This is a genomic window from Aquirufa sp. (assembly GCF_964796385.1).
In genome coordinates, this window is record NZ_CBAUBA010000015.1 from 44,433 (window position 1) to 59,427 (window position 14,995).

Below are 14,995 nucleotides of genomic sequence, written 5' to 3' on the forward strand. Positions count from 1 at the left end.
TATGTCCATACTTAAAAAACTTGCCGGGGAAACGCTATCCTATGGTTTCAGTACAATCCTGGGACGATCGCTAAATTTCCTACTTGTTTTTGTTCATACATGGGCATTTCTTCCCGCTGAGCTTGGTATCAATGTAAAGCTATATGGATACATGGCCATCGCTAATATCCTCTACACATATGGCATGGAAACCGCTTATTTTCGGTTTGCCAAAGAAGCCCCTGAGAAATATTACCAGCTGATATTAACGGCCATAATAACAACTTCGGGAGCCTTTACCCTAGGATTGTTTTTTTTCGCGGAACCGATCATGCAGTCGCTTGGGTATCCCGGAAAAGGAATTTTTCTTAATTGGCTTGCCCTAATTCTAGCGATTGATGCCATCACGGCGATCCCATTTGCCAAACTTCGACTTGAGCAAAAAATCAAAAAATTTGTCACGGCAAAAATCGTTTCAATCCTCGTGAACGTGGGGCTAAATCTACTGTTTTTATTGGTCTTAAAGCCGATACACACGGGAGATTTCGGGCAAACGATACCTTCATTTTTCAAAGAATTGTATGTGCCGGGAATTGGTGCAGGATATATATTTTTGGCGAATTTAATTGCGAATGCAAGTCTATTTTATTGGCTCAAAGATGAGTTAAAAGCATATCGTTGGCGCTGGGATTGGGCCGAATTTAAGGGACTGTGGATCTATGCGTACCCGATCATGTTCATGAGTTTAGCTGCGATGTTCAATCTGATGTTTGATCGATTGTTGCTTGAGGAATTTTTACCCGCAGGATTTTATCCAGGTAAAACGTCACAGGATGCGCTGGGAATTTATGGGAATTGCTACAAGCTTTCTGTTTTTATGAGTTTGGCCATTCAAGCGTTCAAATATTCAGCAGAACCTTTTTTCCTAGGTAAGAAATCGGAAAGTAATAGCCAATCAAATTTAGCTTTAGTGACGCATTGGTTTGTTATCGTATGTACGCTTTTGTGGGTCGGCGTTTCCGTGAATCTATTTTGGATTAAGACCTTATTTTTACGCCAATCAATCTACTGGGAAGGTATCGGAATCGTACCCATTTTGTTACTGGCCAATTTATTCCTGGGCGTTTATTATACGCAGTCGGTGTGGTTCAAACAAACCAATAAAACCTACTATGGTACGATCATAACCCTAATGGGATTAGGCGTAACCTTGTTGGGCAACATCTTGTTTATACCGGTATATGGTTACATGGCATGTGCTTACTCGTTCTTAGTATCTAGCATTGTAATGACGGTTTTAAGTTTTATTGGGGGGCAGAAATATGCTCCGGCACCTTTTAGGTGGAAAAGTGACCTAGGTTACTTAGTTTTAGGTGGATTTTGCATTTACGCAGGAGGGTTAGATTGGATTTCAACACCACTAATCACTGCAAATTTGGGCCTAATCATTGTTATTGTGTTTATTGGGCTATATGAATTTAATTGGCGAGCAGGAAAACCTCACTTGAAGTTGTAAGTATGAAGCAGGAATTACGGACGCAATATTTGACTTTAAAGCTGAAAATCGGCCAGATGCTTGCGCGTTTGGATGAGACAGAAAAAACGATTATCCAACTAGAAAATGATTTAAAAGTTGCGAATTTAGCGTTGGAAGAAAAATCAAAACTACTAGTTGACGTATCAGCCAAAGCAAAAGAATATGAAAAAAGCTTAAAAAAATCAGATAAAATTGGTAAACTTGTGACTAGTAAAGACAACACAGAGGCCTCGAAAGCTGAACTGAAGAAAAAGTTAGATAGTTATATAGTAATTATAGATCATTGTATTGAGCAATTACGCAAACCATGAGTGAAAAGCTACCTTGCAACCTATTATTGGGGATACAAAATGTCTCCCTGCGTGTAAGTAAACAGGAAGAATCATGTACGCGAAACGCGGCAGTCATAGTGAACCGCTTAGTTAAATTTTACGAGAAAGAGACAAACAGCACGGATCCCAATAAAGTAATGGCCTTAGTGGCGCTGGATTTAGCTATGTGTGGTATAAAATTTGATTCGGAACGCAAAGAATTGCAAAACAATGTTCATTCGGAAAATAGTCAGTTAATCGAACTGGTATCTGAATTTACCTTATAAAAAATCCTTCTTCTTTTGGGCAGTTGACAGAGCGCTAATGTTTAACAAAACAATCGTTCTATGACTATATTATCGCTTATTATCCCCTTGTTATCACTTGCGGGTGGGGTATTTGCCGGAAAAATTTTCTTTTCCAAAGTGAATAAAAATTTAGAAGCGGATGCTCAAAGCAAAGCGGATGAAATATTAAAAAATGCCTCTTTTGCAGCTGAAAACTTAAAGAAGGACAGGATGCTCGAGGCAAAGGAAAACTTCCTTCGTTTGCGTGGTGAATTTGAGGAAGAGACGCAAGCAAAGAAAGGGATTCTGATTGAAAATGAACAAAAATTACGTGAGAAAGAACGCACCTTAGCTCAGCAACAAGAGCAGCAACGGATTGCAGATCAAGAATTGCAATCGCAAAAGCAGAGCATCCAAACGAAAGAAGAAAATTACCGCAAAAAATTTGAGGATGTAGAAAAGGTTCGTGCTGAGGCAGAAGCAATGTTAGCGAATCAGATCAATCAATTAGAGAAAATTGCAAATTTTTCGGCAGATGAGGCGCGCCAACAACTAATCGATGCGTTGAAAGCGGAAGCAGAATCAAAAGCTAGTTCAATCGTAAAGCAGGCAATTGAGGAAGCTAAGTTGACAGCCACAAAAGAGGCTAAGAAAGTAGTAATTGAAACGATCCAACGGACTGCAGCAGAAAATGCTATTGAAAACTGCGTATCTGTTTTCAATATTGAATCAGACGATATTAAAGGAAAAATTATTGGTCGGGAGGGACGTAACATTCGTGCACTGGAGGCAGCTACAGGTGTTGAATTTATCGTAGATGATACACCTGAGGCGATTATCATTTCTGGATTTGATCCTGTTCGTCGGGAAATCGCACGTCTTTCGTTGCACCGTTTGGTACAAGATGGACGTATTCACCCAGCACGTATTGAAGAAGTAGTCAATAAGACTAAAAAGAATATCGATGACGAGATTATCGAAATCGGTGAAAAAACGGTTATCGAATTAGGTATTCATGGATTGCATCCAGAATTAATCAAGATGATTGGTCGGATGCGTTTCCGTTCTTCGTATGGCCAAAACCTATTGCAACACTCACGCGAAGTAGCTAAACTGTGCGCGACCATGGCTGCCGAGCTAGGACTAAATGCTAAACTTGCGAAGCGTGCTGGATTATTGCATGATATTGGTAAAGTTTGGCATGAAGAACCAGAACTTCCGCATGCTTTGTTGGGAATGGAGTTAGCCCTAAAATATAAAGAGCATCCAGAAGTTTGTAATGCAATCGGTGCGCACCACGATGAGTGTGAAATGACTTCCATGATTTCACCCATTATCCAAGTTTGTGATGCGATTTCAGGCTCGCGCCCAGGTGCGCGTCGAGAAATGATGGAATCGTACATGAAACGTCTTCGCGATTTGGAGGCTCTTGCTACATCTTTTCAAGGTGTTCAAAAATGCTATGCGATACAGGCAGGCCGCGAGTTACGAATTTTAGTAGATGCGGAACATGTAAGTGATGAAAAAGCATCTAATTTATCATTTGACATCTCCCAAAAAATCGAAAAAGAAATGCAGTATCCTGGCCAAATCAAAGTAACGGTAATCCGTGAAATGAGAGCAGTGAATTTTGCTAAATAAGTTTCTTGATAATTTGTTGAACGGCAAATCACCTTCGACATTTTTACCTATTTTTGCTAACGCTGCCGGGGTCTTCAACCCCGGCAGCGTTTACCGTTTTTATGGTTTTAATAACACCTACAACAGCGCAACATTGGCAGGCATATTATGCCCTGAGATTCTCAGTTCTACGAGAACCTTGGGATCAGCCACTCGGATCTGAAATTTTAGCCGATGAAGCATCTGCCATTCATGTCATGGCCATAGGTGAATCAGAAAAAGTACTCGGCGTGGCTCGTATGCACGAATCAGCCGTTCGACAAGGGCAGGTTAGGTGCGTGGCGGTGGCAACGGACCAACAAGGCAAAGGTATTGGAAAACTGATAATGAGTTACTTGGAAAAGGTAGCAATGGAAAAAGGCTGGCAAGAGATTATACTTGAAGCCCGCGAAAATGCCGTGCCTTTTTATGAAAGCATCGGGTATTCGATTATAGAAAAATCGTATTTGTTATTTGGCGAGATTCAACATTACCGCATGAAAAAAGCGCTACCCCTTTCAGAATAGCGCTTTAAAATTAATGGCTATGTTCAAGCCCCTGAGCACTTGGGATTTGATTGAATTCAATCCTTGATTTCTTCTCATCTTTAAAGGCCTCTTTCGGCTTAATACTCAAAATTTGGAACAACTCTTTGTCGGACTTTGCGTCTGGATTAGGCGTTGTCAATAACACATCTCCTGAGAAGATTGAATTAGCCCCAGCCATAAAACAAAAAGCTTGTCCTTCGTAATTCAACTCCAAGCGTCCGGCAGACAATCGAACCGCAGATTTCGGCATCATGATACGTGCCGTCGCAATCACACGGACTAACTCCCAAACCGAAGCCGTCTTTTGATTTTCAAATGGTGTCCCTTCCACTGGCACTAAATTGTTCACAGGTACAGAACCTGGATGCTCTGGCAAATTAGCCAAAGTTAATAACATCCCAATTCGATCGTCGATTGACTCCCCCATTCCAATAATTCCACCTGAACAAACAGACAAATTAGCTTTGCGAACATTCCCTAACGTTTCTAAACGATCATCGTACGTCCGCGTTGAGATTACATCTTCATAATACTCTTCACTCGTGTCAATGTTGTGGTTATAAGCATATAATCCCGCATCTTTCAACTTTTGTGCCTGATCCGCTGACAACATACCTAGCGTGCAACAAACCTCCATTCCGAGGGAATTAACACCTTTCACCATAGCTAATACACGGTCGAAATCCTTGTTATCCCGCACCTCCCGCCAAGCGGCTCCCATACAAAAACGAGAACTTCCAATCTCCTGCGCACGAACAGCCGCTTGAATTACCTCCTCATAGGGCAATAATTTTTGCACCTTTACATTGGTATGATAGCGCGCAGCTTGCGAACAATAAGAACAATCTTCTGGACATCCTCCTGTTTTGATCGATAACAACGTACTAATTTGTACTTCATTGGGATCATGGTATTGGCGATGCACCGTGGCAGCTTGATATACTAAATCTAAAAACGGTTGGTTGAAAATTTGCTCAACCTCCTCACGTGTCCAATTATTTCTAATCATGTCATCAATATGTCTAATCTAATTCAATCATATAAGGCATTAATGCCAAAAATCCTTCTCTTTTCTTCATGCGATCCAGCTCCCAAATAGATTTGGTCCACGGCATGTGCTCGCGTACAAAACGCTCTTGCATCGACGACTCAGAAAATGCAGATGAAACAAGTTCGTCAACAAATGATTTAGCTTTCGGATAAACCTGAACTTTGTAGGATGCAGGTTGCATGCGTGCCCGGTCTGCTGCAATTTCAATCGCCCGATTCAGGCCACCCAACTCATCTACTAACCCGATTTGCTTAGCCTGAACACCAGTCCATACACGGCCACCCGCAATTGATTTCAATCGAGCCAATGACATTTTTCGACCAGCCGCAGCCTTTGACGTAAAGGATTCGTAACCTTGATCAACCATCCGCTGCACAACAGATTTTTCAAAATCAGATAAGGTACTCGCCGAGCTTAAAAAGTTCGAATGCGCATGTGTGTTCACATGATCTTGCGTAATGCCAAGTTTATTTTTAAAGAAATTATCTAAATTTAACCATTGAGCAAAAATTCCAATAGATCCCGTAATTGTGGTAGGCTGCGCTACAATAACATCTGTTCCCATCGCCATATAATACCCGCCTGATGCTGCGTAGGTAGACATAGAAGCGATAATTGGCTTAACTTTTTTTGCTAATATAATTTCACGCCACATAATATCAGATGCCAAAGAAGAGCCCCCTGGGGAATCAATGCGCAAAACAATCGCCTTCACCGATTTATTATCGCGCAACTTCCGCAACTCCTTGACAAAATCATCTGAACCAATCGTCCCGTCGCCTCCACGCGTTCCCACGATTTCCCCCTCAGCTACAAGCACCGCAATTTTGGCAGTTCCTTCAACTTCATCAATTGGATTTTTGGCTTTTAAATAATCGGCCAACTTCACATAGGTTAGATCTTCTGACGCCTTCTTTTTGGTTACAACACGCATTTGACCTTCGAATTCGTCCCAATAGCCTATTGTCAATAAGCCAGCTTTTTGGGCCTTTATCGGATCCATCGCTTGCAGCGAATCCGCAATCGTATTTAGGCGATCCATTGAAATATTTCTGCTAAGCGAAATCTTTTTAAAAATCTCCTTATTAATTGATTGAATAAATGAAAGTGTTTGCATGCGATTTTCCGGACTCATGTCCTCGCGCAAAAACGGCTCAACAGCCGACTTGTACTGACCCACACGAAATACAAGTGGTTCTATTTCCAACTTATCAAATGCTTTTTTGAAAAACATATATTGAACAGAAATTCCATTAAAATCAAGAATTCCAGCTGGGTTCAAATATACTTTGTCGGCCACAGATGCCATATAATAGCCTTTTTCCGAGTATGAGTTCGCATAAGCATATATGAATTTCTTTGATTCCTTAAATTTGGCTAGCGCATCGCGAATCTCAGACAATTGAGCATATCCAGCAAGCGGAAAACTAACATCGAGGTAAATCCCCTTAATTTTAGGATCTACACGTGCACGCTCTAACGCAGAAAGAACCTGAATTAGGCCTAACCTATCTGTATTTGAAAAAAATGGATTTGGAATATCACTGAAAGGACTGTCCTCTGTAGAAGCATTTTCTACGATAGGCCGATTAAAATCGAGTTTCAAGATCGAATTATCTTTCACTACAAACTCAGATTCTGAACTGCTAACAGCGGAACCTACGCCAACAACAATCAACAAAGTGATTATCAGGAACAGAAATAATCCCACCACAGTTGCAAACGAATATTTTACAAATTGCCACATAAGGTATTATTTAGAAAAAACGAATTTCGAAATCATTCCGAAATTTTGATAAAAAATAGGTCAAATGGCCTATCCAAAGTTTTTACGGTAATCTTCCCGCGATTGACGAATTACTTCGTGCGCAATCTCACGTCCATAAACATCATCAATGTCCACCGTACTCGAAGTTGTTTCGCCAGGTAACATTTTATACGTCCAAAAATAATGACGTAAGCGCTGCACAATATCCTTAGGTGCATCCGAAATATCCCTCCATTTTCCATAAATTGGGTCATCCTTCAAGACTGCAATAATTTTATCATCTGCCTCGCCTTTGTCAATCATTCGAATACCACCAATAGGAATCGCTTGACACAAAATATCACCATGCGTTATCGCACGCTCTGAAAGCACCAAAATATCTAACGGGTCTCCGTCGCCCTGCTTAATGTCCTTCCCTGAATATTTACGCGCTAACTCCGCAATTCCGTCCGCACAATACGTCTGCGGTAAAAAACCATACAAAGCAGGAACGATATTAGAGAACTTCTGCGGCCGATCTATTTTCAAATATCCCGTTTGTTTATCAATCTCGTACTTAACGGTATCCGTGGGCACAATTTCAATAAACGCAGTTACTTGCTCCGGCATTTGTTCCCCTATTTGGATTCCATGCCAAGGATGTGCTTTAAAAAAGTTACGATTCATTTAATTTTTTGTTTACTCAACTCAGGTCAATTAAGGGCGCAAATTACAAAAAAATAAGGACATTCAGACGATTGTCCTTCAATTCATCGGCAGTATCCGCTATGCTTTCCATGAAAAATCGCTAAATTTGCCGTTTGATTTTATGCGCCCATGATATATCCAATCATTCCCTATGGAGACCCTGTCCTTCGCAAAGTTGCCCTGCCGATTGAGTTTGGCAGTATGGACTTGGTGAAACTTTCCGCAGATATGTTCGAGACCATGTATGCGGCAAGCGGCGTAGGCTTAGCTGCTCCACAAATTGGCATGAATATTCGCCTTTTTGTTGTAGATGGAAGACCTATGAACGAAGGAGAAGAGGAAGAAGACATCGATTCGTCATTAATTGATTTCAAAAAAGTTTTTGTAAACGCAACTATTTTAGATGAGACGGGCGAAGAATGGGGATTCGAAGAAGGCTGCCTATCGATTCCTGGGATTCGAGGTGAAGTTTTTCGTCCAGAATATGTCAAAATTCACTACTGGACCGAAACAGGCGAAGAACGTACGGATGTATTTGAAAGCTTAGCAGCGCGTATTATCCAACATGAATACGATCATATCGAAGGTATTTTGTTTACTGACCACTTAAACGTGGTGCGCAAACGGATGATTAAAAATAAATTAGGTGACATTACCCGCGGTAAGGTTTCTGTCGATTATAAAATGAAATTCCCCCGCTAATTCTCTACAATGAAGATTTCTATCAATTGGTTACGCGATTTTATTGACCTATCTAAACTTCCAGAACAAGGTAGTCCGGCAGAACTAGATGTCCTTTTGACCAATACCGGTCTCGAAGTTGAAGGTATCGAAGCTCACGAGAAAATACCCGGCGGTTTGCGCGGCTTTGTTGTTGGGGAAGTACTTACCTGCGAAAAATTTGATGTAAAAGAAAAGACGCTCAGCCTTACAACTGTAGATGCAGGTCTTGATGAAATATTGACCATAGTTTGCGGAGCTAGTAATGTTGGCGCGGGCCAAAAAGTTATCGTAGCCACTCCTGGAACAACCTTATATGATAAAGAAGGTAAAGCAATCTTTACTATCGAAAAACGCAAGGTGTATGGCCAACCGTCTGAAGGGATGATTTGCGCGGAAGATGAAATCGGCACAGGAACGTCGCATGATGGCATTTTAATCTTACATACGGATTTACCAAATGGCACACCTGCCGCAACATATTTTAATATTGCTTCTGACTTAGTGCTGGAAATTGGCCTTACACCCAATCGGGCGGATGCGGCTTCTCACTGGGGAGTGGCGCGTGATATCAAAGCCGTTAGCGGAATTGAAATTACCCTTCCTTCCGTGGATTCTTTAGCAATAAGCTCCAACGAATTTCCGATCGATGTACAAATTGAAGACGACGGCTGCGGTCGCTTTTGTGGCCTGAGTATTGATGGTGTGAAAGTGGGCCCTTCTCCTGAATGGTTGCAAGAACGTCTATCCGCTATAGGATTGCGGCCGATCAATAACATCGTGGATATCACCAATTTCATATGTCATGGCCTTGGACAGCCTATGCATGCCTATGATTGGGCACAAATAAAAGGTGGAAAAATCGAAGTAAAAACAGCGATTTCAGGAACTAAATTCACGACATTGGATGGCCTTGAACGTACACTAAAAGGCGAAGAAATGATGATTTGCGATGGTTCGGGACCCATTGGAATCGCAGGTGTCATGGGCGGAGATCATTCGAGTATTCAGCCTGAAACAACGCGTGTATTCTTAGAAGTAGCTTACTTTAAGCCAGAGCGCGTCCGAAAAGCAGCACAATTACATAGCCTAAAAACGGACGCCTCGTTCCGTTTTGAACGTGGAACGGATATTGAAGCGAAGTTATTCGCATTGAAATATGCCGCTAAACTTATTTTAGAAATTGCAGGCGGAAAAATTGCTTCCAACATCGTTGACTTGTATCCAAGTCCAGTCGAACTAGTTAAAATTCCTGTTTCGATTGCACGTGTGCACCAACTCATGGGTATCAAATTAAGTGCAGATCGCATTAAAGAGATTTTGGTAGCCCTAGATTTTGGTATTGAAAATAGTCAAACAGATGGCTTTACTGCGATTGCTCCTGCGTATCGTGTGGATGTAACGCGTGAAGCAGACATTATAGAGGAAATTTTGCGTATTCATGGGTTGGATAATATCCCATTATCAGAACATCTGAGTGCCCATTTTATTTCTGAGTTTCCGTTGTTGGACAAAGAAAAAGTCCAACAAACCACCGCGATTAGTTTAGCGGCAAAAGGATTCCAGGAAATTATTAGCAATTCATTGACCAAAGGGGAATACCATCAATGGATCCAGAAAGATTTGACTTTTGAAACGGTCGACATCTTAAATCGCCTTTCAGAAGACCTTGGCGTAATGCGCCAGCACATGGTATTTCACGGATTAGAAGTGCTTGCGCACAATATTAATCGGCGTCAAAAAGATTTGAAGCTTTTTGAATTTGGAAAAACGTATCATAAAAAAGGGACTAAATACATTGAAAAAAGGCATTTAGCACTTTATACAAGTGGTTTACAGGATGGAGAAACGTGGGCACAAACTGCTCAAAAAAGTCAATTACACCATTTGTATACCACGGTTATTAACACGATGAAGCAGTTAGGCATTGCGCAATTTGAAACCTCGACCATCGAAAATTCAGCTGTATATACGTATGGATTACAGATTTCAGTAAATAAAAAACCATGTGTTCAAATTGGCCTAATCAACCCAAAACTAGCCCAAAAATTTGACGTGAAGCAAGAGGCGTTTATGGCCGATTTTGATTGGGATTTCTGGGTGAAACAAGAGAAAGGCAATTTCGTTTATCAAGAAATTTCGAAATTTCCGGAAGTTCGACGTGATTTATCGCTCGTACTTGACCAAAGCGTAACGCTTCAAGCGATACAACGCGTCGCTGAACAAACGGAGAAAGCAATCTTGAAAAATGTGTCCGTTTTCGATGTGTATGTTGGCAAAAACCTAGGCGAAGGTAAAAAATCATACTCAGTTAGTTTTATTCTACAAGACGAAAATCAGACCTTGACTGATAAGGTAATCGACGCAACGATGGACCGACTGATTACGCGATTCGAAAAAGAACTGAACGCGCTTATTCGAAAATAGCCGAGCGATGAAAAAATCAATACCCCTTCTTTCGATTGGTTTTTTCATCGGGCAAGCCGTGCTGTACATCGCGTACATAAATCGGTTCAGCTTTCATTTCCCGGTACAAGACGACGTCACACTTATTGAATTTATTCATGCCAAAGAAACTGGTATTGGTTTATTCAATCAACTGTTTCGGGTTGACAATGATCATGCCATCGTAATTCCACGCATCGCTACGTGGATAAATCAGCTTATACATGGCTCGGTTAATTTTAAGCAACTTATTTTATGGAGCGCAGTAACCCTAACCGGATGCTTCTACTTAGTATTTACGCAATTTCAAAAATTAAAAATTGCATTTCCTTATTTCATTCCTGTAGGATTTATCCTATTCCAACCGCAATATTTCGAAGTGTCAAATTGGGCCATCACGGGCCTACAACATATCAATATCATCCTTTTTGTCTGTTTGTCTCTTGTGGCATTGGATAAAAACAACTTAAAACTAGCGCTATTTTGGTCCATATTAGCTGGTTTTACCTTCGGTAATGGTATCGTACTTTTTGTCGTGCTAGCCGCGTACCTAATTTTTGCCAAACGGTACAAAGATTTGATTATTTGGGGTGTTGGGATCGGTATTTATGCAGGAATACTTTTGCCGCATTATGTATTTGGCCAACAAGCAAAATTTGACTTTAATGTAGGCTACATTGCCAATTATGCGTTGGGGATTTTAGGAGCCTGTGCGCTAGATTTATCAGGAGGAAATTTACAAGCAGGTATCGGATTGGGAGCTCTCATGTTTGGCTATTGGGCCTACCTCTTTTTTTTCAAAAAAGTACGCAACTTTTTTTCGTACCTATTTCTATTTATCGTTGGCACATGTTTAATTATAGCCATTCCACGAAGCTCAAATGACTGGACAAACTACAATAGCAGTCGGTATTTTCTATATGCTCCATTTGCCCTAATAAGTCTTTATGCGCTGAGTTTGTATCAATTTCCACAATTTAGAAAAAAGATTTTTATATGCACAAGCCTGCTTTCACTAGCCTTTTGTTTTATGTCCTATCATAACCATTCGGCGCAAATGGTAGCGAGGTTTCAGGTGAATCAGGCCGACAATGATAATTGGATTCGCCATCAGCGCGTGTTAGGAAATGTGCCCCAGGTATTTATTAATGACCAAAAAATAGTCCATGACGCATTTCAATTGCATTACATAGACCAAGAGCCTGGAATTTTAGTAAAGAAAGATTTGGCCTATTTTTCGTCAGATACGCCTACTTGGAAATTAGCCGAAAGTATGTTAGTGGAACGCCATGCAACGTCTATTCGTGAGCGTAATGCGGTTTGGATTAAGCGCTTTGACTATTTACTTTTCCCGAATTTCAAGGGTGAAAATACATTGGATAATGCCTGGTATATTGTGTTGCAACATAATAAAACGAACAAAATCTACACAGTGGCCATTAACTTTAAAAAGGGTTCATTGCGCAAATTGGTTCAAGAAGGACATTATTTATCAAACTACGGTATAGCCCAATTGTATACCGATGGAATCGCGGCAGGCATCTACCGATTATATCTTGTGAATCAGAAATCAGGCAAAAATAAGCTGTATCGCTTAGCACAAATGCACGAAATACGTCGATAAATTAGCGCTTAAACATACCACCAAGATTTGGCATCTTCATTTTTCCGTCTTGTACCTTGTTCATCATCCGCATCATCTTACGCATATCTTCAAATTGCTTTAACAAATTGTTCACTTGTTGAATTGAAGTACCCGAACCTGTGGCGATGCGATTCTTGCGAGAAGGATTTAAGATATCAGGATTTTGACGCTCATTCGCAGTCATGGATTGAATGATGGCTTCGATCGGTTTGAAAGAATCGTTTGAAATATCAACATCTTTCACAGCCTGCCCCATACCCGGAACCATGCCCATCAAATCCTTGATATTCCCCATCTTCTTAATTTGTTGCAATTGGGTATAAAAATCTTCGAATGAGAAATTATTCTGACGAATTTTCTTGTTTAATGCCGCTGCTTCATCCTCATCAAAAGCCTGTTGGGCACGTTCCACGAGTGAGAGTACGTCTCCCATTCCCAAAATCCGGTTCGCCATCCGATCTGGATAGAATTGATCCAGAGCTTCCATTTTCTCCCCTGTGGAGATAAATTTAATGGGCTTGTCAACAACCTGGCGAATGGAAAGGGCTGCTCCCCCGCGTGAGTCACCATCTAATTTGGTTAAAACAACCCCATCAAAATTCAAGCGCTCATTAAAGGTTTTAGCTGTATTTACGGCATCTTGGCCTGTCATGGAATCCACTACAAATAAAATCTCTGTAGGCTTAACCGCATCCTTTACCGCCGCGATTTCATTCATCATTACTTCATCGACGGCCAGTCGGCCTGCCGTATCCACAATAACCACTTTCTTACCCATTTTCCGCGCATAAGAAAGCGCATTTTCCGCGATGGAAACCGCATTTTTATTTTCGGGTTCGGCATAGACTTCTACATCAACTTGGGCACCTAGAACTTTCAATTGGTCAATAGCCGCAGGGCGATAAATATCACAAGCCACCAATAAAACATTGCGACCGCCTTTTTTGAGATATTGAGCTAATTTGCCTGAAAAAGTTGTTTTACCTGAACCTTGAAGACCCGCAATTAAAACAACGGCTGGGTCGCCTTTAACATTGATGTCTTGTTTACTTCCACCCATCAATTGAGTCAATTCCTCTTGAACGATTTTGACGAGCAACTGACCTGGCTCAACAGCAATAAGGATTTTTCGCCCCATCGCTTGATCCTTAATTCGATCCGTAATTTCTTTAGCAACCTTATAGTTTACGTCGGCATCCATTAAGGCCCGACGAATTTCTTTGACTGTAGCAGCGACGTTTACGTCTGTGATTCGACCGTTCCCTTTGAGGGTACGCATCGCAGACGTCAACTTGGAACTTAAATTTTCAAACATAGTATCTTAAAAAAGGAATGCAATTTACGATTTTTCAAACAAATAATTAGTCAAAAATGATCGTCTTATTTTGATGAATGAATATCCTATCTTCGAGTACTATTTTCAACGCATTGGCTAAAACAATCTTTTCCACATCCTTTCCAAAACGCGCCATCTCTTTCGCAGAATACGTGTGATTTACACGTGTTACGTCTTGATAAATGATTGGTCCTTCGTCTAAATCATCAGTGACAAAATGCGCGGTTGCACCAATAATCTTAACCCCACGATCGAAGGCTTGTTGGTACGGTTTCGCACCCACAAACGCTGGCAAAAAGGAATGATGAATATTGATCATTTTACCGAGGAAATTAGCTGCAAACTCTGGAGTTAAAATACGTATATATTTAGCAAGTACAATTAAATCCGGATTCATCACCTGGATCAATTCTTGTACTTGATCTTCGTGTGCTTCTCTTGACAAGCCGTCTGCTGGAACAAAATAAAATGGAACATTGAATTGAGCACATAAGGATTGAAGCGTATTGTAATTCCCAATTACTGCCAAAATCTCAAAAGGTAAATCTTGAAATTGGGAACGAATTAACAAATCTCCCAGACAATGATGTTCTTTTGTTACGAGAATTACGACCCTCTTGGTAACTGGCGGGATAATATCAACTTGCGCACCGGTTGGAAGTACGGCACGTAATTCAAGGCATAAAGATGTTAAATCACATGTACCAGTAAATGAAACACGCATAAAAAAATGGTCTGTTAGTTCATCGACAAACTCATTTGTACGTGTAACATTTAATAATTTCTGAAACAATATGCTTGTAATCTTGTGAACTAAGCCCTTTTCATCTTGGCAAGCAATCTTAATAACGGTTTCCATCAAAAAAATATCGGTAAATAATTTCAATTTAGTTCATAATAATGAATTCCTATTTACCTTTGCAGGATTATTTAGGCATAACCTAAATCTGTTATACGCAAAAAATAATTTAACGTTCAAATGGAAAAAATTAAAGTTGCCAACCCAGTCGTTGAACTCGATG

At 40.7% G+C, this 14,995-nt stretch carries 13 protein-coding genes; 8 read left to right on the plus strand and 5 right to left on the minus strand.

Annotated features, from left to right (window positions below):
* The first annotated feature begins 1 nt into the window (after position 1).
* The 5 genes from AC1W6K_RS06460 to AC1W6K_RS06480 all read left to right on the plus strand — a co-directional run bounded on the left by AC1W6K_RS06460 (position 2) and on the right by AC1W6K_RS06480 (position 4,300).
* Entirely contained in the window at positions 2–1,495 is a 1,494-nt protein-coding gene (locus tag AC1W6K_RS06460) for a lipopolysaccharide biosynthesis protein (RefSeq protein ID WP_481946860.1), read from the plus strand.
* A gap of 2 nt (positions 1,496–1,497) precedes the next feature.
* On the plus strand, positions 1,498–1,827 hold the full coding sequence (locus tag AC1W6K_RS06465; protein ID WP_481721592.1) for a hypothetical protein: 330 nt from the start codon (positions 1,498–1,500) through the stop codon (positions 1,825–1,827).
* Entirely contained in the window at positions 1,824–2,114 is a 291-nt protein-coding gene (zapA, locus tag AC1W6K_RS06470) for a cell division protein ZapA (RefSeq protein WP_395784947.1), read from the plus strand. Before AC1W6K_RS06465 ends, zapA begins: the two co-directional genes overlap by 4 nt.
* 60 nt (positions 2,115–2,174) lie before the next feature.
* Positions 2,175–3,755 (plus strand): ribonuclease Y, encoded by a 1,581-nt coding sequence (rny, locus tag AC1W6K_RS06475; RefSeq protein ID WP_481721595.1) that lies wholly within the window; start codon positions 2,175–2,177, stop codon positions 3,753–3,755.
* A 101-nt stretch (positions 3,756–3,856) separates the two neighbouring features.
* Complete coding sequence (locus AC1W6K_RS06480) at positions 3,857–4,300, plus strand: GNAT family N-acetyltransferase (RefSeq protein WP_481721597.1); 444 nt, start codon at positions 3,857–3,859, stop codon at positions 4,298–4,300.
* Positions 4,301–4,310: 10 nt separating this feature from the next.
* On the opposite strand, the gene bioB is transcribed toward AC1W6K_RS06480, so the two are convergent.
* The 3 genes from bioB to AC1W6K_RS06495 form a co-directional block, all read right to left on the minus strand.
* The gene (gene bioB / locus AC1W6K_RS06485; RefSeq protein ID WP_481946861.1) at positions 4,311–5,330 is read right to left on the minus strand and encodes a biotin synthase BioB; all 1,020 of its coding nucleotides are present in this window, start codon (positions 5,328–5,330) and stop codon (positions 4,311–4,313) included.
* Positions 5,331–5,343: 13 nt separating this feature from the next.
* Positions 5,344–7,119, minus strand: coding sequence for a signal peptide peptidase SppA (gene sppA / locus AC1W6K_RS06490; protein WP_481946862.1), 1,776 nt, complete (start codon positions 7,117–7,119; stop codon positions 5,344–5,346).
* Between the two features lie 69 nt (positions 7,120–7,188).
* Entirely contained in the window at positions 7,189–7,806 is a 618-nt protein-coding gene (locus AC1W6K_RS06495; protein ID WP_395784942.1) for an inorganic pyrophosphatase, read from the minus strand.
* Positions 7,807–7,956: 150 nt separating this feature from the next.
* On the opposite strand from AC1W6K_RS06495, the gene def reads away from it, so the two are divergent.
* The 3 genes from def to AC1W6K_RS06510 are packed head-to-tail and all read left to right on the plus strand — an operon-like array spanning position 7,957 to position 12,616.
* A complete protein-coding gene (gene def, locus AC1W6K_RS06500) occupies positions 7,957–8,529 on the plus strand; it encodes a peptide deformylase (RefSeq protein ID WP_481946863.1) in 573 nt (190 codons plus the stop codon).
* A gap of 9 nt (positions 8,530–8,538) precedes the next feature.
* The gene (gene pheT / locus AC1W6K_RS06505; RefSeq protein ID WP_481946864.1) at positions 8,539–10,974 is read left to right on the plus strand and encodes a phenylalanine--tRNA ligase subunit beta; all 2,436 of its coding nucleotides are present in this window, start codon (positions 8,539–8,541) and stop codon (positions 10,972–10,974) included.
* A 7-nt stretch (positions 10,975–10,981) separates the two neighbouring features.
* Positions 10,982–12,616 carry a hypothetical protein gene (locus tag AC1W6K_RS06510; protein ID WP_481946865.1) on the plus strand — a complete coding sequence of 545 codons (1,635 nt, stop codon included), beginning with the start codon at positions 10,982–10,984 and terminating at the stop codon, positions 12,614–12,616.
* 1 nt (position 12,617) lies between these two features.
* Here the strand turns inward: AC1W6K_RS06510 and ffh are convergent, their stop codons facing one another.
* Entirely contained in the window at positions 12,618–13,952 is a 1,335-nt protein-coding gene (gene ffh, locus AC1W6K_RS06515) for a signal recognition particle protein (protein ID WP_481946866.1), read from the minus strand.
* Between the two features lie 46 nt (positions 13,953–13,998).
* Positions 13,999–14,832, minus strand: a complete 834-nt coding sequence (gene purU, locus AC1W6K_RS06520) for a formyltetrahydrofolate deformylase (protein WP_481946867.1) — start codon at positions 14,830–14,832, stop codon at positions 13,999–14,001.
* Positions 14,833–14,995: the final 163 nt, after the last annotated feature.